The following is a 19,527-nucleotide window of genomic DNA, read 5'->3' on the forward strand; positions in this document are numbered from 1 at the left end:
AAAGTATTTGTCACTCACTTATTAGCGCTAACGTACACATACGTGTTCGGACGGCGCATTAAGTCTCAAGTCAACGTGAAGGCACGTGATTTGAGACTTTTGACCCGCTCATTATATGATTATTACCGGTGGCCTTAGGCCACCGTTTTTTGTTTGGATATTATTTATGATATCACTACTTTTCAACGAAATAAAAGGTAGTAAGTGATATATAGAACCGGCACATTTGATACAGCAAAACATTTGTGCTATAATATTTAAGATTTAAAAAAATGAAGGAAGAGAGGTATTGTTTGAAGTACGAATATTGGAGAATTGCATTTGCATTTATAGGAGTTATAGTTGGCGCAGGACTTTCAAGCGGACAGGATCTGCTTCAGTACTTTTTGTGTTTCGGAACGATCGGTCTATTAGGAGTTGTACTTCTGGGAGTACTTAATGTTATCTTTGGGAAAATCATGGTGACATTGGGATGCTATTACAGAGCTGACAATCATGAAGAGGTATTTTCACAGATTACCAATCCTCTATTCACCCGGATTCTTGATATAGTTCTGGTTGTGGGAAGTTTCGTTATGGGCTTTGTTATGGTTGCCGGTGCGGGTTCTAATCTGAATCAGCAGTTCGGCATTCCGTCGTCTGTTGGTGCATTGCTCTGTTCATTTCTTATCGTAGCTGTATCTTTTATGGATTTTGATAAGATCACCAATGTGCTTGGAATATTTACTCCTGTGATCATAGTTATGATACTTTTTATCACAGCCTATACATTTATCGGAAAGTCATATGATTTCAGATATCTTGATATCTCGGCCAAAACCATAAAACCTGCAATGAATAATGTGTTTCTGTCGGTTATCAATTATTATGCACTATGTGCCATGACAGGCGTCTCAATGGCATTTATTCTGGGAGGTGCCATAGTAAGGATTGGTGTAGCCGAAAAGGGCGGTACATACGGAGGGGTTATGGTAGGAGTCATAGTTCTTGCTGCATCCTTATCGATATTTGCCAATATTGATAAGGTTAAGGACGCCGATATGCCTATGCTTGCCATAGTAAACAATATTCATCCGGTGTTTGCCCTTATGTATGCATTTACAGTATTTGCACTTATATTCAATACAGCATTCTCGCTTTATTATTCAATTGCAAGGCGTTTTTCGAACGGAGATACCAAAAAGATGCGTGTGTTAATGATCGCTGTTGCAACGGTAGGATACGTATGCAGCTTTGGCGGTTTCAAGACACTTATAGGAGTTATGTATCCTGTTCTCGGATATATGGGCGTAGTACTCCTGGTCATCCTATTTGTGGCCTGGACTCAGAAACGAAGAGATATCATCATGGAGAAGTTCTTCAGGAGAAAGATGCTTCGTATCTCATTGAAAAAGCATTATCCTGAAACGGACATCACAAAAAAGGAAAAAGAACTGTTTCATAATTTAGGTGAGATAAGTCCGGCGGATACTGAGACTTTAAAACAGGATATACATGAAACTGCAAAGAAGATCATCGAGGATACTGATGATGTTGAGAAATATCTTGATGAACATCTATTGGTGGATGATGACAAATTACATAAAAATGTATCCGAAATGATGGACAATCAGTAGTTGGAGCAAAACTATTTGCAAAGAGTAAATGAAAACATGAAAAAAATATATGACAAGAGATTTATAATGATTGGTAAATAATACGAGTTTACTAGTATAATGATTTGTGAAAGCCGTAAGTGTACTTTTGATTCTGATAATTGATAAGTAGAGGGGATAAAAACTATCTTTTTTTAGGAGAAGGCACATGGCTTTGTACAGTTCAATATCTAAATGATGTAAATTCTATTGAGGAAAGGATCTTGCTTTATGAGGAAGATACTAAGACTCATATTGATCATAGCGGTATTTGTCGGTGCTATAGGAATTGGTACATATTATTTCAAAAAAAACGGTATGTTTATCAAAGTACTTGATAAAAAAACTCTTGAAAGTATGGCATCAATGTCGGAGCTTCCTGATGAATCAGGACAACAAAAGCAGTCATTCAACGGACTTGTGGAAACAGACAGTGTCTACAGTGTTTCATCTTCTGTTACCGGAAAAGCGTTTGAGATATATGTTAAGAATGGACAGACCATCCATAAAGGTGATTCTATCATACTTATAGATAACAAAGAAGAAATAGAGCAGTGCGGGAAGCTTTGGGATGATACTGTATCGGAAGTATCTGCTGCGAAAGAAATGGCAAAAGAAGCGATAGATGAACTTGAAAGTATGACACCTTCGTTTGAGTCCGGAAGCCTTGATGCAAAGGTTTATCAGCAGGCGGTGGATAAAGCGGACAGGGCCAGGGAAGCCCTTGATATTGCTATTAACAAATCAAAATCAGCAAAGCTAAAATATGATATTGCCTTAAATAACAGTATGGTTACAGCTCCTTTGGACGGCAATATCAGAAACTTGAGCATCAAAAGAAATAAGGACATCAAGGCAGGAGACAAGCTTTGTGACATTACAGACAGTTCCTTCACCTCTGTATTGTTCCGAACAGACAGAATTTCGGAAACACGGATATATCCGGGTGAAAATGTCACAATCACAGCATATGACAAAACATTTAAAGGTTTTATAATCGATATAGCAGATATGCCTGATGAAAATTCTAGGTACGTTATCAAAGCGTACGTTGAAGATGCGTCTGATTTGAAAGATGGAAGCGATGTCAGTGTTATGCTTCAGGAGGATTAAACATGTCCAATGTCTTTATCGGGAAAAGGTACCAGGATGCCATGCAGTTTGCGGCTCATGCTCATAGAAAGCAGATGAGGAAGGGAGCCGACATCCCCTATATCGTTCATCCGATAGAATGTTCAATGATCGTATCATCAATCACGGATGATGAAGATGTGATCATAGCAGCTCTTTTGCATGATGTAATCGAGGATACCGAATACGGATATGACGATATATGCGAGCGTTTCGGAGTACGGGTGGCCAATCTGGTACAGAATGAAACAGAGGACAAGAGGAATGAACTGTCGAGAAAGCATACCTGGTCTGTGAGGAAAAAAGAAACCATAGATCACCTCAGCCGGTCTGACAGAGATTCCAAGATCATCTGTCTCGGGGATAAGCTTTCAAATATCAGAGCATCCATAAGGGATTATGAGAGCAACAGAGAAGAATTCTGGCAAAGATTTAATCAGACTGATCCAGATCTGCAGGGATGGTACTATGAAAGTATCAGAGATATCCTTTCAGAGGAACTGTCAGAAACTGATGCCTGGAGAGAATATGACAGGCTTTGTACTCAAATGTTTGGAAAACTGGATTTACAGGCTATTGAATCAAGACTTGATCTGATGCCATAGGTAATCGCTGATTAAAGCATTTTTCTGGTGGGATATTCGATGTGAAGCATCAATTTCCTTTGAAAATCAGTGTTTCCTCAGATATACCGTTTTCAGGTTATGATGAAAAGGCTAAAAAGCAGTTATTCACTTAATCAGTGGATGGCTGCTTTTTTCTGTATCGTATAGGAATTATAAGAACGTAAGTTGAGAAGTGTTTAGTTATTTGAATCGTGATATAGATTTCTAGATATATGATGAATATTTTAGGGTTGCCGGAGGCTTAGGGAACCTCCGGCGGAGTAGTATGAAAAAACTTCATTTGCCAAGGCAATGAACACCTGACAGCGCATATAATACAATCCCAAACTGAAATGAAACTGAAACAGATTCAATAATCAATGTACTCGAAAAATCAGGTTAAGTAATTCTAAAAACGGTCGTTAAAATATATAGTGATATAAGATACTGTCTGCCCTGCGTCATGTTTGAATTCATAGGAGATATTTCCATGAAGGATTGTATATATTCAATTAAAAAGAAGAATTTGACGATAACTTTAATACTTATGTTTTTCATAGCAATTGTTATGGCAGGTGATGTTTTTGCTGAAGAAAACGTAATCTCAAATAACGAGTGCGGTACCATTAACAGAACGTTGTCAGTCGATCCTACGGTAGACGAAGGCGGATTTTCTGCCGTGATGTACAATAATACAAACGGACTGCCCACATCTGAAGCTAATGCCATCACTGAGACAAATGAGGGATTCATATGGATAGGGAGCTACAGTGGTCTCGTTCGATATGATGGAAATACTTTTGTGCGCATCAATTCATCAACAGGTATATCCAATGTCATTAGTCTCTTTGTTGATAAGAGAAACAGACTCTGGATAGGTACAAATGACGCCGGACTTGCCATGATGGAAAATGATGAATTCCGCCAGTGGGGTGAAAAGGAAGGTCTGGATGTACTGCGTGTTAATGCCATAGCAGAGGATTCCAATGGAAACATTTATGCGGCTACAGGTTCGGGAATATTCATGGTGGATTCCGATATGAAGATGCATTTTCTTGATGACTCCCGTATTTCAGATATCGCCATACAGCATCTCAGGAACGGGTATGAGGGCCTGCTTTACGGTGTCACTGATTCCGGAGATATATTCACCATTAGAGACGGTGCTGTAGTCAGTTTTCTGAGTCATGAAAAATTACACATCAAAGGATTGAAATATGTACTTCCTGATCCTGAGAAGCCGGGATACGTTTATCTTAGTACTGACGGATCCTCGATATATTATGGAAATCTTCGTAATAACCTCAATGATGTGGTCTCCTATGATATTTTTCCTCTTTCAAGTACATCAAGCATGGAGTATATAGGTGGACATATATGGCTCTGCACTCAGCATGGAATAGGCATGTTGGATGACAGCGGTATTCATATTCCGCAGCATCTCCCCATGAACAACTCTATTGAAACATTAATGACTGACTACTCCGGTAATTTGTGGTTTACGTCTTCACGACAGGGCGTAATGAAGATAGTTCCAAATCATTTTTCGGACCTTTTCGCACGTTATGACATTCAACAGGAAGTTGTTAATTCTACCTGTTTATATGATGATAAGCTTTTTGTTGGAACGGATAACGGCCTTATAGTGTTGGATAAAAACGGATTAGTACCATCTGTTCATCTGAAAAAGGCGGAAAGTGCATCGGGAAACAGGATTGATGCAGATGACCTGATTGAACTGCTGGATACAAAGCGGGTCAGATCGATAATTAGAGACAGTAAAGGAAGACTTTGGATATCAACATGGTTTAGTGACGGGCTTCTTTGCTATGATAAAGGAACACTTCTTTCTTTTACAGAAGAAGACGGACTCATGTCCAGCCGTATCCGTACAGTCTATGAAAAGAAGGACGGATCAATACTGGTTGTCAATACCGGCGGAGTGAGTGTCATAAAGGATGACAAAGTCATAAAGAACTATGACAAGGATTCAGGTATCTCTATGGCTGAAAATCTCACAGTGACGGAAGGACCTCATGGGGAGATAGTATTAGGTTCAAACGGTTCGGGAATCTTCATCATTAAAGATGATGGAGTCAAGCACATAACTACCCGCGACGGTCTTTCATCCGGCATTATCATGAGGATAAAGCGTGATGAAAAGAGAAAACTGTACTGGCTTGTCACAGGAAATTCCATCTCCTATATGACCGATGACTATACAGTACATACCATTAATGGTTTTCCGTATTCAAATAACTATGATCTCTATGAAAACAGCAGTGGAGACATGTGGATACTTGCCAGCAACGGAATATATGTCATTCCTGCAGATGATCTAGTTAAAAATGAAAATATAGATCCGGTGTTCTATGGTTTGGATAATGGTCTTCCATGTATCGCAACAGCCAACTCCTACAGTGAGCTGACTTCAAATGGTGATCTGTATATTGCGTCCAGTGTGAGTGTGGCTAAGGTAAACATTGAAACACCTCTTCAAAATGTCAGTGATTTGAAAGTGGCGGTTCCCTTCATAGATGCGGATGGAAAACGTATATACCCGAATGCAGACGGAAATTTCACTTTGTCGCCGGATACATATAAGGTTACAGTGAACAGTTTTGTTTACAATTATTCTCTTATCAATCCGCAGGTAACCTATTATCTTGACGGATTTGACAGAAATGGAAAAACCGTTGACAGAAGTGATCTGGTGCCTGTTGATTATACAAATCTAAGAGGCGGAACCTATAACTTTGTCATGCAGATAAAGGACTCAATGGGAAGAGGTGACAAAGAGGTATCCATAACCATAACCAAGAAAAAAGCATTTTATGAAGAGCCCTGGTTCTATGTTGTGGCAGCACTTGCTTTCATCCTGATGGCTTTCCTGTGTGTAAGACTTTATATCCGTGGAAAACTTCGCGCTCTTGAAAAGAAGAATAGAGAAACCATGACACTTGTTAAGGAGATAACGGAAGCATTTGCCAAAATGATCGATATGAAGGACCGCTACACAAACGGTCATTCAACAAGAGTTGCGAACTATACAACGATGCTTGCTAAGGAACTTGGATATGATGATGAAACAGTGGAAAAGTATTACAGTATCGCATTGCTTCATGATATAGGAAAGATAGGTGTCCCTTCAAGCGTACTTAATAAAGACGGAAAACTGACAGACGACGAGTTTGAACTGATAAAATCCCACACCATAAAAGGTTATGAGGCTCTGAAAGACATCAGTATCATGCCGGAGCTTGCGGTAGGAGCTCAGGCACATCATGAACGGCCTGACGGAAAAGGGTATCCATATCATCTTAAGGGACAAGAGATACCGAGAGTGGCGCAGATTATTGCAGTAGCGGATTGTTTTGATGCCATGTATTCCAAACGTCCATACAGGAACAGGATGAACTTTGAAAAAGTTGTGTCCATCATAAAAGACGGTGCAGGTACTCAGCTTGAAGCGGATGTTGTGGATGCTTTCCTCAGGCTTGTGGCAAAAGGAGAGTTTCGTGCTCCGGATGATGATGGCGGCGGAAGCATGGAGAATATTGAAAATGTCAAAAACTAAGATACGAAAAATCCGTTCTTAAGATGGCATCAAAAAGAAAGTGAGTTTTCTGTAAGCCGGCATTCTGCAGGAAAGAGAGGAGGGAGCAATGAAAAAAACAGCAGTATTGACACACGCCCTATGCATTACCATGCTGATGATCTCTTTGGTTTATTTTGAATCAAATGCATATGAAGTAGTGGGTAAGGGATATATACAGCCGGATGAGGTTTCCACGTTCAATGGAAGGCAGAGTACTGAGGTGACGGGTGTAGATGCTTCAACTCTGACTCTCCAGCAGATTGAGGATTCAAAAGGTAACTGGGCATGGATAGATACGGATGGTGATGGTCTGGCAGAAAGATATTATTTACTGAATTCACATTCATATCTTACAAATGGAATAACTCCGGACGGACTGACTGTTAATGCCTCAGGTCAGTGGACTGTTGACGGAAAGATACAGTATCGCCAGGGTAATGATACAAATGCAGTCTCTCTTGCGATGCTAAGAGCAAAGGAACTTCATGGCAACAGTTATACCGGGATATATGCCGGAACAGTACAGTTTAAAGGGGATAAAAAGAAATCCTATGGCATAGAGGTGACAGAGGATACCAATGCTTCACTAACGGTTACCATCGGAGATGATTCCTGGGCCACAAGTTCAAAGTATGAGTACAGCGGTCTGAGTGAAGCCCATCCGGGAGTGACCATTTGGAAATCAAATGGTAAGAGAACCGATGAGGATCTGTTATTCTATGGATATGATGCCATAGTTTTCTATAATTATGACGGAAGCATTGCCGGACAGCTGACAAAGATCGGATGATAGGGTCCATGTCAAGGGATTTTTAATGGACTTATGTTTCCAGAGGGAGAGAAAAGATATGAGAGCTTTGACAATATTTATCGACGAACAGTGGCTTGCTGCAATATCTGAAAAGGATATGAGTGTTCCGTCAGAGATGATAGCTCAGGATATGGTGGAACAGCTTCCGGTGAAGGTGCAATATCTCGGTGTGACCAAGACAACGTATCTGTATGATGAAGCCGAACTAGATGAAGAAAAAGCTGTTTACTATCTAAGGCAGATCCTCCAGAACAGATTTGATATGAGTTATGATGTTCAGGAAGCTATAGTGAATTACAGAATCAGCAGTGTGCCAACGGAAGAAGCTGAAGATGAAGAGGATGCTGACACTGATGATGAAAAGACTGATAATAAGCCTGCCGTTAACGAGTCTGAAAAGAAACGTCCAACACATAAAAGAATGCGTACAGCACCCGATACTTCTTCCAAGGATGATGAAGAACCTGATACAGAGCCGATAACTGTAGGAGAAGAGGGCGGTAATGCAGGTGGAAAGCAGTCAAAGAAGGGAAAGGAAACAGATACATCAAAACAGAAAAAGAAGGATAAAAAACTTGGTCAGGATCCTATTTCCTTTGGTAATAAGCGTGATGACAGTAAGGATGTTGCCCCGACTCTTCAGAAGATAAAGCAGTTGAAGGGCAGCGACAGCCTCATAGGACTCTGCGAACGTCTGAATCGCATGGCACCCGCACTTCAGTCAGAAGAATTCATAGATGTTCTTGAAGACAGGGCATATCTTTTCTCGGTTGAGCAGGATATAGGTATAAATGCAAGAGTATCCATGTTCTTTGACTTTCTGCAGGATGAACAGTTGCTGCCGTCAGAGTATGGCGGCTGTGAGATACAACTTGCCTGCGGACGTTCGGTAGGATTGCCGCTTGCGATGGCAAAGCAGTTCATAGCTCAGACTGAGGCCAGTATGTTCTGTATGGACATAAGTTCCTGGATAGGGCAGATCGATGATCCTGAATTCAGGGATTTTCTCCTCTTTCTTTACAGTCAGAAGGATATGTACAGATTCGTGTTCAGAATTCCCTATGTGGAGAAGAAAGTGCTGAATCAGGTGGCAGATGTAATAGGTGATATTTTTACTGTGGAAATAGTGACATTACCTCCTTTGAATCAGAAACTTCTCGAGGAAACGGCCATTTCACAGCTTGAGAACTATGGATATACCATAACAGAAGGTGCATTAAAGCTTTTCAGAGATCGTATAGCGGAAGAGAAATCCGACGGTCGATTCTACGGTATGAATACCATTGGAAAGATTGTTAAGGAAATGGTTCTTAAAAAGCTTGAGAAGAGTATAGACACAGGAGAAAAAGTCGGGGAAACCAAAGAAAAAAGAAAGGGCAGGTCTTCGTCGAAAGAAACTGACAGTGATGAATGCAGGACATATGAAAAGATAACTGAAAGAGACATTTCCGACCTTGGTTTCAGACATGATCATGATACTTCACCTGAGGATGAACTTTCTGACATGATAGGAGTGACTGAGGTCAGAAGTCAGATGAAGAAGCTGGTTGAAGAAATGATAAGCTCCGGAAAACCGAAAAATATCAGATTTATCGGTAATCCCGGAACAGGAAGAACTGTCATAGCAAGAATACTCGGTGAAATACTGAGGGAAAAAGGAATCCTGAAAAAAGGTGAGATAATAGAGCACAGTATGAAGGATCTCATGGGGACTGTGCCCGGTGAGACGGTTCCGAAAACGCTTAGTATATGCAGAGATGCAACGGATTCTGTTCTTTTCATCGATGAACCATATCCGGAGATAAAGGAAATGGTAGCTGAACCGGAGGATACAGGTGAGGATTACGATGACCATGATGATGAAAATGTACCTGATTATGATTTTCATAAGGAAGCATTGGAGACACTTGTGTCCGAGATGGAGGCCAATAAAAATATCCTGGTTGTATTTGCACTGACCGAGGAAGAACTTGAGAAGGTCAGAATGGATGCACCGGATATAGACAGCGCAATGCCGTGTGAAGTTGAATTCAAGGATTTTTCAAGAACTGAGCTCGGTGAAATATTTCTCAGGATGGTACGGAGAAACAAGTTCCAACTGGAAGACGGACTTGATAAGGAGATAATGAACTACTTCGATGAACTTCCGGAAAAAGTCACAAAATCCGGAAAGTTTACCAATGCAAGATACGTCAGAAATCTCTTCGACAGAACCTGGTCAAAGACACTTCTTCGTTCTGAAATCGACCATGACAACGGAAGAAAGATCACAAGGCAGGACTTCAGATTGGCAGCAGCTGAGAGTGCTGAGATATTGAACAAGAAGGAACCACGTAAGTATCCTTTGGGATTCAGACTTCAGTCTGATGATTAATGTAAATCTTTATCATTTATTCATATCTGAAAAGTCACAGAATATGTGCTATAATTTTCTGACAATTAAAAGATGTGAGTGTCAAATGCCTTTGATACTTACAGACCGGCACAATAGCGCACAATCGTGTGCAACGTGCATTTGAATATTTGAGATAAAGGATTATTTATGGCAGACAAAGATTTAAAAAAACTTATAGAAAAGGCGCTGGATATGCGTGAGCTTTCATATGCACCTTATTCACACTATAGAGTAGGGGCTGCCCTTGAGTCAGAAGACGGACAGATCTTCGGTGGCTGCAATGTGGAAAATTCAAGTTATGGTGCGGCCAACTGTGCCGAAAGAACAGCGTTTTACAAGGCAGTAAGTGAGGGTATAAGCAGGTTTAGACGTATTGTTATAACAGGCGGCACGGATAATGAAGAACTTCAGTACTGCTCTCCATGCGGCATTTGCCGACAGGTTATGAGAGAGTTTTGTGATCCAAAGACATTTGAGATCATTCTAGCCAGAACACCTGACGATTACAGGATTTATACCTTGGAGCAGTTGCTTCCCGAGAGCTTCGGACCTGAAAATCTGCTCTAAAGGAACTCCGTGTATGTAGTCTGTATAGACCCGGTTATCATGAAGTGCATATGCACAAAACTGTGCAGCTTTCTGAAAATCCACGGAAGCCGGCAGCATTTTATCGTATACAAATGGATTGTGTCAGCCCGTTAGTGAAGCGAAATATAAATGGGCTGATATTATAAGAATGGAGGAAAATATATGTCAACACCACACAACAAAGCGGAATTAGGAGAAATCGCAAAGACAGTACTTATGCCGGGAGATCCTCTTCGCGCCAAGTACATTGCAGAAACATATCTTGAGAATCCGGTATGTTTCAACACTGTAAGAAACATGCTTGGATACACCGGAACCTATAAAGGCAGGAAGGTTTCTGTTATGGGAGGCGGTATGGGTATCCCGTCAGTAGGTATCTATACTTATGAACTGTTCAATTTCTACGGAGTTGAGAACATCATCCGTATAGGTTCAGCCGGAGGATTACAGGAGGATGTCAATGTTAATGACGTAATCATCGCCATGGGTGCCTGCACTGATTCAAACTATGCAGCACAGTTTGAACTTCCGGGAACATTTGCACCTATTGCGGATTACGGACTTCTTTCAAAGGCTGTTTCTGCAGCAGATGACCTTGGAGTGGATGTACGTGTAGGAAATATTGTTTCATCAGACGTTTTCTATGACGGACGTAAGGAAAGAAATGTAAAGTGGAGAGATATGGGATGTCTTGCATGTGAGATGGAAGCTGCGGGACTTTATATGAATGCTGCAGCTGCACATAAGCGTGCTCTTTGCATCCTAACCATCTCTGATCATCTGTTCAAGGAAGCTGCACTTACTGCTGAAGAAAGAGAGAAGACATTCAATAATATGATGCGTATAGCATTGGAGCTGGCATAATATGATCAATTACAGTGAAGATAAAAGAATGTATCATATCGGCGTGGCACCCGGACAGGTGGGAAGATATGTCATCCTTCCGGGAGATCCAAAGCGATGTGAGAAAATTGCGGCATACTTTGATGAGCCGGTCTTTGTAGCGGATAACAGAGAGTACGTGACATATACAGGAAAAATCGATGGAATACCGGTATCAGTCACTTCCACAGGTATAGGCGGACCTTCAGCTTCCATAGCCATGGAGGAACTGTGTATGTGCGGTGCGGATACATTTATCCGTGTAGGAACAGCAGGTGGTATGGATCTTTCGGTTGAGGCCGGAGATGTAGTCATAGCCAACGGAGCTATCCGTATGGAGGGGACTTCAAAAGAGTATGCTCCCATAGAGTGGCCTGCAGTAGCTGACTACGGGATCACAAAGGCTCTGGATCAGGCTGCTGAGAATCTCGGATTCCGACATCATGTGGGAGTGGTTGAGTGTAAGGATGCATTCTACGGACAGCATAAGCCGGAAGATCTGCCTGTAAGCTATGAACTTTTGAACAAGTGGAACTCATGGCTTAAACTTGGCTGTAAGGCATCAGAAATGGAGTCGGCGGCACTTTTTACAGTTGCGGCATATCTCAAGGTGAGAGTAGGTTCTGTTCTATTTATCATGTCCAATCAGGAACGCGTAAAGCAGGGACTCAGTAATGTTATCGAACATGACACAGACAAGGCAATACGAACAGCCATCGAAGCATTGAGGCTGCTTATCAGACAGGACAATGCGGTTAAGTGAAGAGCGGAACTCTATGATAATGTTAACTCAGGAAGAAAAATATATGAAACTGGCCATACGTGAGGCTCGTAAGGCCGGAAAAAACGGTGATGTACCCATTGGGTGCATCATCGTTTATGATGGGACAAATCCGGACAGTAAAGCGGATAAAAATGCCGAGGCTCACGGAATAAAACCGGGAACCATAATAGGTCGCGGATACAACCAGAGAAATAAAAAGCATAATTCACTTATGCATGCAGAAATCATAGCGATAAAAAAGGCGTGCAAAGCCTTTGAAGACTGGAGACTTGAGGATTGCACCATGTATGTCACACTGGAACCTTGCCCGATGTGTGCAGGTGCCATAGTTCAGGCCAGACTACCGAGAGTCATCATGGGTTCAATGAATCAAAAGGCGGGCTGCTGCGGATCGGTACTTGATATGATCCATGAAAGCAGATTCAATCATCAGTGTGAATCGAAAAAGGACATTTTGCAGGAAGAATGCACGGCCCTGATGACTGATTTTTTTAAAAATCTGAGAAAACACTGATTATATAAGTGTTTCCTCTTTTACTAATTGTTGACGGAGACCAGATGGATACCCATAAGATGAATACTAATGAAAAAAAACGTACCGGAAGATGCATAATAACAGGTGCCGGTGACTTTTTTGGAATGCCGGTTAAACCACAGGAAGGAGATTATGTTATCGCCGCAGATGGCGGATATGAAAATCTGAAACAATGTGGCATTGTACCTGATCTTTTAGTAGGGGATTTTGATTCCATGCATATAGATGGTGTGAAAGGTACCACCGGGCCGGTCAAAGATCTGGATATATATGCGGATGCCGAAAAAGCAGAGTATATACATCATCTTACGAAGATGAAGCATGAAGGAGTGGAAACCCGGGTTATAGATCCTGTGAAAAATGATCCTGATATGATGGCATGCGTGAGGATAGGACTTGAAATGGGCTATAGTGATTTCAGAATTATAGGCGGAACCGGAAAAAGGATGGATCACAGCATTGCCAATCTTCAAATTCTCGGCTTTCTTGCAGAACATGGTTGTCAGGGATATATGTACAATGAGAAACAGGTGGTAACTGCAATAAAGAACAGAACCGTACGTTTTTCTTCTTCCATGAAGGGATATTTTTCGGCAATGTCTCTCACAGATTATTCTTATGGTGTAACCGAAAAAGGCTTCAAGTATATCGTTAATGATGTCACTATGAATAATCATACTCCTACGGGCCTAAGTAACGAATTTGTAGGGACAGAAGCGGAGATAAGTGTTAAAGACGGTATTCTGCTTTTGATTTATGATATTGTTGCTGAATTATGATAAAAAAGTGGAAATTTTTTTGTTTATAAATTTTCTATGACGGGAAGATACTTTGCTTGAATAGATAAAGATGCTTTGATATAATCCGATTAGAAGTAAATAGCTGGAACGTTCGAGGCCGCACAAATTGAACCTACAAATAAGACCTACGGGATTCCAACATTTGAATACATAATATAATGCCTTCCTTCGGGTTAAGGACTATAGTGGTATTCGTGAGGTCTCCCACCTAGCATACAGGCTAGGAGTCAAGCGTGTGGTACGGCGTTTTGGTGTTACTCCAAAAATCGTATGATTTTAGACCGGTGATTTTTTCACCGGTTTTTTTAATGTTTGAGTCCGGTAGCATTCATCAGTTCAGACCTGAAGCAGGAGGGTAAAGATAAACAGGCACTTTATGTCTTATTTTCAGTTTTTCATTATTTCTTGAAGATATTATGGTATTATTTTAAGTATATAAACAAGAAACAGACAGCATATCTTACGCGCGTGGCATATGATGGTTTACAGGAGGATAGTTTTGAAAAAAGATAAATGGGACATTCAGATACGCTGGGGTGTTACAGTGTTTTTGACTCTTAGCTGTACGGCACTCGTTATTATGGCAGTGCATAATTTTTCCACAGTCAGGGAAGGTTTTTCTAAACTGTTTGATATACTGACACCTATTATATACGGAATAGTGATGGCTTATCTTCTTAATCCGGTCTATGATTTCATATTCAGATATACAAAGAAAATTCTGGATAAGATTCTGGATAAAACCAAATTAGAAAAGATGTCAGACAGGATGGCAAAAACAGCCGGATCCATAGCAGCAGTTCTTCTTCTGCTTTTATTGATCATTGGTTTGGTGGCTATGATCATCCCTGAGCTTCATAAATCACTGTTGACACTGTCATATTCACTTCCTTCCAACCTGAATAAAATATATGCCAACATCATGAAGATACTTGATGACAATCCGGAGATTGCAGGTTATCTCAGTCAGTCGTTCAGTGATGCCTATAAGTTTATTAATAACTTTTCTTTTGAACAGCTGATGCCGAATTTCAGAAATCTTGCATCATTACTTGCATCCCTTGCACCTCTGGGATCCGGAATCTGGTCCATGGTTAACTGGGTGAAGAATATCATAATTGGTGTCATCGTAATGATATATCTTTTAAATACCAAGGGAACTCTGGCTGTAGGGGCCAAGCATATTATCTATTCGGTTTTTTCGAAAAAAATGGGAAAGACCATGCTTGATACCTTTCATGAAATAGACAAAATGTTCGGTGGCTTTATACTTGGAAAGATCATAGATTCTCTTATTATCGGTGTGATATGTTTCATAGCTCTTTCCATCATGAACATGCCGTACACCATGCTTGTATCCGTGATTGTAGGTATCACCAATATCATTCCGTTTTTCGGACCTTTCATCGGAGCGATACCGTCCATTATACTTATTCTGATATCAAGCCCTATACAGGCGCTGTATTTTGCTGTTTTTATCCTGATACTTCAGCAGGTAGACGGTAATATCATTGGCCCGAATATTCTTCGTGAGTCCACTGGTATCAGCAGCTTTTGGGTACTGTTTTCAATCCTGCTCTTTGGCGGACTATTCGGTTTCATCGGAATGATAGTCGGTGTTCCTATATGGGGGATTATCCTGAAGATGACAGAACGTCTCACCGATTTTCTTCTTTCCAAAAGACATTTGAAGCTTGATGAAAATGGAGATCCGATAGTGGAAAATACTCAAGGGGAATCTGTTTGTGAAAAAGATGCGCAAGAAGAAATTTCTTGTGAAGCAAATGTTCATGAAGAAAGCATTAATGAAGAGAGCAATCATGAAGCAAATGCTTATGAAGAAAACAGTCAAGAAGAATCAGTCCCAAAAACTAAAAGTTCATGAAGCCAAAAGTATTGTACCGGTGATTGGATAAGGAATTTCAAAGAGGATTGATGCATCATGTCGAAATACGGCTGCTGAAATGTTTTAGTCAGTGTTTTTCAAAGATTTTCGACAGGAATACAAGACTTGTCGTCACGTTTGCATCTTTCTTCTCATATGCGTAAGAATACTCACAATTGGTATAGTCATATTTATAAAATGTCTTCAACTCAGCCATTTGCCTTAAGATATGTATGGCTGAGTTTTCTTGTATGACAGTTATATAGGTTTCACAGACTTCATGTCACCTGTTTCATCATGTTGCAAATCATTGATTCTCATGTATAATGAATAAGGTTGTTTTGATAGATCCAGGAGGATTTATGGATATTCGTTATAGTGCTAATCAGCGTGATGTCAAGAGATATACAACAGAGGAGCTTCGCAATGAGTTTCTGATCACAGGACTCTACAAGCCGGATGAAGTAGTGGCAGTTTATTCTCATGTTGACCGTATGGTTACATTTGGATGTATGCCTGTACATGAGACGGTTCCGCTGGACAAAGGAATCGATTGCTGGCATAATTTTGGTACTCATTACGTACTTGAGAGACGTGAGATAGGTATCTTCAATATCGGTGAAGGATCCGGAAAGATCACTGTTGACGGAACAGAGTACAGACTTGGATATAAGGATTGTCTCTATATCACAATGGGAGCAAAAGAGGTATTTTTCGCTTCTGATGATGCAGAGAAGCCTGCAAAGTTCTATATGGTATCTGCACCTGCACATGTAAGCTATGAAACAAAGCTTATAACCATGGCAGAGGCAAATCACAGACCTTGCGGAGAGCCTGAGCTTGCAAATCAGCGTGTTATCAATCAGTTCATACACCCTGATGTTTTGAAGACAGCACAGCTAAGCATGGGTATGACAGAACTAAAGCCTGGTTCAGTATGGAATACCATGCCATGTCACACTCATGAGAGACGCATGGAGATATATACATACTTTGAGGTTCCTGAGGATCAGGTTGTATTCCATTTTATGGGAGAACCCCAGGAAACAAGACATATCGTTATGAAGAACTATGATGCGGTTATTTCACCTTCATGGTCTATACATTGTGCCTCTGCAACACATAACTACACATTTATATGGGCTATGGGCGGAGAAAATCAGGAATTTGATGATATGGACAATATCTATACGCCTGATTTAAAATAAACAAACATCATGGACATAAGAGCACTTTGCTGCTCTTATAAACATATAATTAAGAAAGAGCCTTTTATTGAGGCAAGGAGAAATTTATGGCAACATTACTTGAAACCTGGAGAACCCAGGCTTACGGAAACGGCCTTTCCAAGGCAGATCAGGAGAAGCTTTGGCAAGAGTATTTTGCACTTGAGAAGGGATTCTATGAGGAAGTTCTCAAGGATCCGTCACATGTGTTTGAAGGAACAGTAAAAGAACTTGCTGACCACTTCCATATCGATGTTTTCCACTTTACAGGTGTTCTCGATGGTATTGATGAGTCACTCAAGGGATATCACAACCCTATCGATTCAATGGATGAGAATACACAGGTTAAGATTGAGATCGATCCTGAGAAGCTTTACTACAACATGGTAGAGGCAAAGGCAAGCTGGCTCTATGGACTTCCTGAGTGGAACAGCATCCTTACAGAGGATAAGCGCAATGAGCTTTATCGTAAGCAGAAGGCTTCAGGAACTATCCGTCGCGAGGGCAAGAAGATTTATCCTAATGACCAGTGCCCATGCGGATCAGGAAAGAAGTACAAGAAGTGCCATATGCGTATAGACCAGGAAAATGAGCTCAAGGCAATGGCTGCCGAGGCACAGCAGTAATGGCTGAAAAGATACGTTCAAATACAGGTGCCGGTGTGAAGGAAACTTCCGCCGGCACCTATCATGATTATGTGGTCAGAGCTACCGCTGCAAACGGTCTTATACGTGCATTTGCATGTACAACAAAGGATCTTGTTGAAGAGTGTAGGAAAACCCACAATACTTTTCCTATATGCACAGCAGCTATCGGAAGGCTTATGAGCTCAGCACTGATGATGGGTGTGGATTTAAAGGGCGCAAGATCTGTGATCACATTAACTGTTAAGGGTGATGGTCCTATAAAGGGAATTACAGCAACTGCTGATAACCTTGGTAATGTTAAAGGCTTTGTATCCAATCCAAATGTGCTTTTACCTCCAAATGAGGCAGGTCATCTCAATGTTGGCGGTGCTCTTGGACACGGAAAGTTAAGTGTCATCAAGGATATCGGACTCAGAGAGCCTTATATCGGCTCTGTAGACCTTCGGACAGGTGAGATAGCAGAGGATCTTACGTATTATTTCGCTGTATCTGAGCAGATTCCTTCGTCTGTCGGTCTTGGTGTTCTTATGAACAGGAATAATACTGTCAGACAATCCGGTGGATTTATCATTCAGCTTATGCCTGATGCTACTGAGGAAGTTATTTCAAAACTTGAGCAGAAGCTTTCCAATGTTAAGCCTGTTACTCATATGCTTGACGAGGGTATGACTCCGGAGGAGATGCTGCGGTTCATCCTGGGAGATATGGAACTGGAGATAAATGACCATATACCGGTTCGGTTCAAGTGCAACTGTAGTCGTGATAAGGTGTCTCAGGCTCTTATATCTTTGGGCAAAAAAGAACTTGAACAGCTCATAGATGAAGGTAAGCCACAGGATGTATTCTGTGATTACTGTGAGAAGCATTACAGCTTTTCGACTGCCGAACTGCAGAAGCTTTATGATGAAGCCAGGTAATATTATCGGATATTAATTTTAATTATAACTAAATCAATAAAAAATGTATGACAACCCTGATGACATTTGATTGACCTTGATTTTGCTTTATGCTAAGATTTACCATGTTGCAGAAATAATTCTGCGGGGACTTTATGGAGGTATACACAATGAAGGGTACAGTTAAGTGGTTCAACAATCAGAAGGGTTATGGTTTCATTTCTGATGAGTCAGGAAAGGACGTTTTCGTTCACTATTCAGGTCTTACAGGTGATGGTTTCAAGTCACTTGAAGAGGGCCAGAATGTAGAGTTCAACGTTCAGGACGGCGCTAAGGGACCTCAGGCAGTAAACGTAATTAAGCTTTAATTTTTAGATTTCCGTGTACCTTAATTGTAATTAATATATTATTTGCAAGAAGAGTATAGAGAACTAAACAGAAAAGCAAAGCGGTATCCGGTTGGATACCGCTTTTACTTTTTTATTGCATCAGATCAAACTGTTGCTTATAATAGCGGTTATGAAAATGACAACAAAGAAAACAAGTTTATATGGCATGCTTCTTGCGTTGGCTATGATACTCAGCTATATAGAAGCAATTATACCTATCAATATAGGAGTTCCGGGAGTTAAACTCGGCCTACCCAATATAGTTACAGTTATCGGACTTTATTCACTTGGTCCGGTACCGACGTTAATCATCAGCTTTTTGAGAATTATACTTATCAGTATATTGTTCGGCAACACCATGACACTTGCATACTCATTTGCAGGTTTTGTGCTTAGCTTTCTATGCATGGTGGTTCTTATGAAGATCGGCGGATTTCATATGACTGTGGTCAGCGTCACCGGCGGAGTTATGCACAATGTAGGACAGCTTATTGCAGCTGTTTTGCTGTTGCACAGTGATGTTCTTTTCTACTATCTGCCTGTTCTTATGGTAGCCGGAGTTGTAGCAGGAACAGTTATAGGATTTGTGTCGGGACTTGTGACAAGACGTATACAGCTGTATCTCAGGGGTGTCGGTTAATGAAATTTTTATATATTAAAAATCGAAACATACATTCGTGTTATTGATTTTAAAATATGGTCATGTTACAATTACTCAGCA

Annotated in this window: 17 protein-coding genes; all 17 read left to right on the forward strand. The window is 40.8% G+C overall.

Annotated features, from left to right (window positions below):
- Window positions 1-293 precede the first annotated feature (293 nt).
- The 17 genes from BM294_RS09840 (at window position 294) to BM294_RS09925 (ending at window position 19,446) form a co-directional block, all read left to right on the forward strand.
- A complete protein-coding gene (locus tag BM294_RS09840) occupies window positions 294-1,616 on the forward strand; it encodes a YkvI family membrane protein (protein ID WP_207648055.1) in 1,323 nt (440 codons plus the stop codon).
- Between the two features lie 249 nt (window positions 1,617-1,865).
- Window positions 1,866-2,747 carry an efflux RND transporter periplasmic adaptor subunit gene (locus BM294_RS09845; RefSeq protein WP_091207598.1) on the forward strand — a complete coding sequence of 294 codons (882 nt, stop codon included), beginning with the start codon at window positions 1,866-1,868 and terminating at the stop codon, window positions 2,745-2,747.
- A gap of 2 nt (window positions 2,748-2,749) precedes the next feature.
- Entirely contained in the window at window positions 2,750-3,370 is a 621-nt protein-coding gene (locus tag BM294_RS09850; RefSeq protein WP_091207601.1) for an HD domain-containing protein, read from the forward strand.
- Between the two features lie 490 nt (window positions 3,371-3,860).
- Window positions 3,861-6,947, forward strand: a complete 3,087-nt coding sequence (locus BM294_RS09855) for an HD domain-containing phosphohydrolase (protein WP_175494624.1) — start codon at window positions 3,861-3,863, stop codon at window positions 6,945-6,947.
- An 88-nt stretch (window positions 6,948-7,035) separates the two neighbouring features.
- A complete protein-coding gene (locus tag BM294_RS09860; RefSeq protein WP_091207607.1) occupies window positions 7,036-7,758 on the forward strand; it encodes a hypothetical protein in 723 nt (240 codons plus the stop codon).
- Window positions 7,759-7,816: 58 nt separating this feature from the next.
- Entirely contained in the window at window positions 7,817-10,153 is a 2,337-nt protein-coding gene (locus tag BM294_RS09865) for an AAA family ATPase (protein ID WP_175494625.1), read from the forward strand.
- A gap of 168 nt (window positions 10,154-10,321) precedes the next feature.
- On the forward strand, window positions 10,322-10,741 hold the full coding sequence (locus BM294_RS09870) for a cytidine deaminase (protein WP_091207612.1): 420 nt from the start codon (window positions 10,322-10,324) through the stop codon (window positions 10,739-10,741).
- 183 nt (window positions 10,742-10,924) lie between these two features.
- Window positions 10,925-11,626 (forward strand): purine-nucleoside phosphorylase, encoded by a 702-nt coding sequence (gene deoD / locus BM294_RS09875; protein ID WP_091207615.1) that lies wholly within the window; start codon window positions 10,925-10,927, stop codon window positions 11,624-11,626.
- 1 nt (window position 11,627) lies between these two features.
- Window positions 11,628-12,407 carry a uridine phosphorylase gene (gene udp / locus BM294_RS09880; protein ID WP_091207617.1) on the forward strand — a complete coding sequence of 260 codons (780 nt, stop codon included), beginning with the start codon at window positions 11,628-11,630 and terminating at the stop codon, window positions 12,405-12,407.
- A gap of 43 nt (window positions 12,408-12,450) precedes the next feature.
- Window positions 12,451-12,942 (forward strand): nucleoside deaminase, encoded by a 492-nt coding sequence (locus tag BM294_RS09885; protein ID WP_442950778.1) that lies wholly within the window; start codon window positions 12,451-12,453, stop codon window positions 12,940-12,942.
- Between the two features lie 44 nt (window positions 12,943-12,986).
- On the forward strand, window positions 12,987-13,742 hold the full coding sequence (locus BM294_RS09890; protein ID WP_091207619.1) for a thiamine diphosphokinase: 756 nt from the start codon (window positions 12,987-12,989) through the stop codon (window positions 13,740-13,742).
- A gap of 520 nt (window positions 13,743-14,262) precedes the next feature.
- Window positions 14,263-15,648: an AI-2E family transporter gene (locus BM294_RS09900; protein ID WP_175494627.1), complete on the forward strand. Its 1,386-nt coding sequence runs from the start codon at window positions 14,263-14,265 to the stop codon at window positions 15,646-15,648.
- Between the two features lie 362 nt (window positions 15,649-16,010).
- The gene (gene kduI, locus BM294_RS09905; RefSeq protein ID WP_091207627.1) at window positions 16,011-16,856 is read left to right on the forward strand and encodes a 5-dehydro-4-deoxy-D-glucuronate isomerase; all 846 of its coding nucleotides are present in this window, start codon (window positions 16,011-16,013) and stop codon (window positions 16,854-16,856) included.
- An 86-nt stretch (window positions 16,857-16,942) separates the two neighbouring features.
- On the forward strand, window positions 16,943-17,500 hold the full coding sequence (locus tag BM294_RS09910) for an SEC-C metal-binding domain-containing protein (RefSeq protein WP_091207629.1): 558 nt from the start codon (window positions 16,943-16,945) through the stop codon (window positions 17,498-17,500).
- A complete protein-coding gene (hslO, locus tag BM294_RS09915; protein WP_091207632.1) occupies window positions 17,500-18,438 on the forward strand; it encodes an Hsp33 family molecular chaperone HslO in 939 nt (312 codons plus the stop codon). The genes BM294_RS09910 and hslO overlap by 1 nt, the downstream gene beginning before the upstream one ends.
- A gap of 149 nt (window positions 18,439-18,587) precedes the next feature.
- Window positions 18,588-18,785: a cold-shock protein gene (locus BM294_RS09920; RefSeq protein WP_091207636.1), complete on the forward strand. Its 198-nt coding sequence runs from the start codon at window positions 18,588-18,590 to the stop codon at window positions 18,783-18,785.
- A 157-nt stretch (window positions 18,786-18,942) separates the two neighbouring features.
- Window positions 18,943-19,446, forward strand: a complete 504-nt coding sequence (locus tag BM294_RS09925) for a Gx transporter family protein (protein WP_242944502.1) — start codon at window positions 18,943-18,945, stop codon at window positions 19,444-19,446.
- Window positions 19,447-19,527 lie beyond the last annotated feature (81 nt).

It is taken from the genome of Oribacterium sp. WCC10, assembly GCF_900113415.1.
Taxonomy (GTDB): Bacteria; Bacillota; Clostridia; order Lachnospirales; family Lachnospiraceae; genus Oribacterium.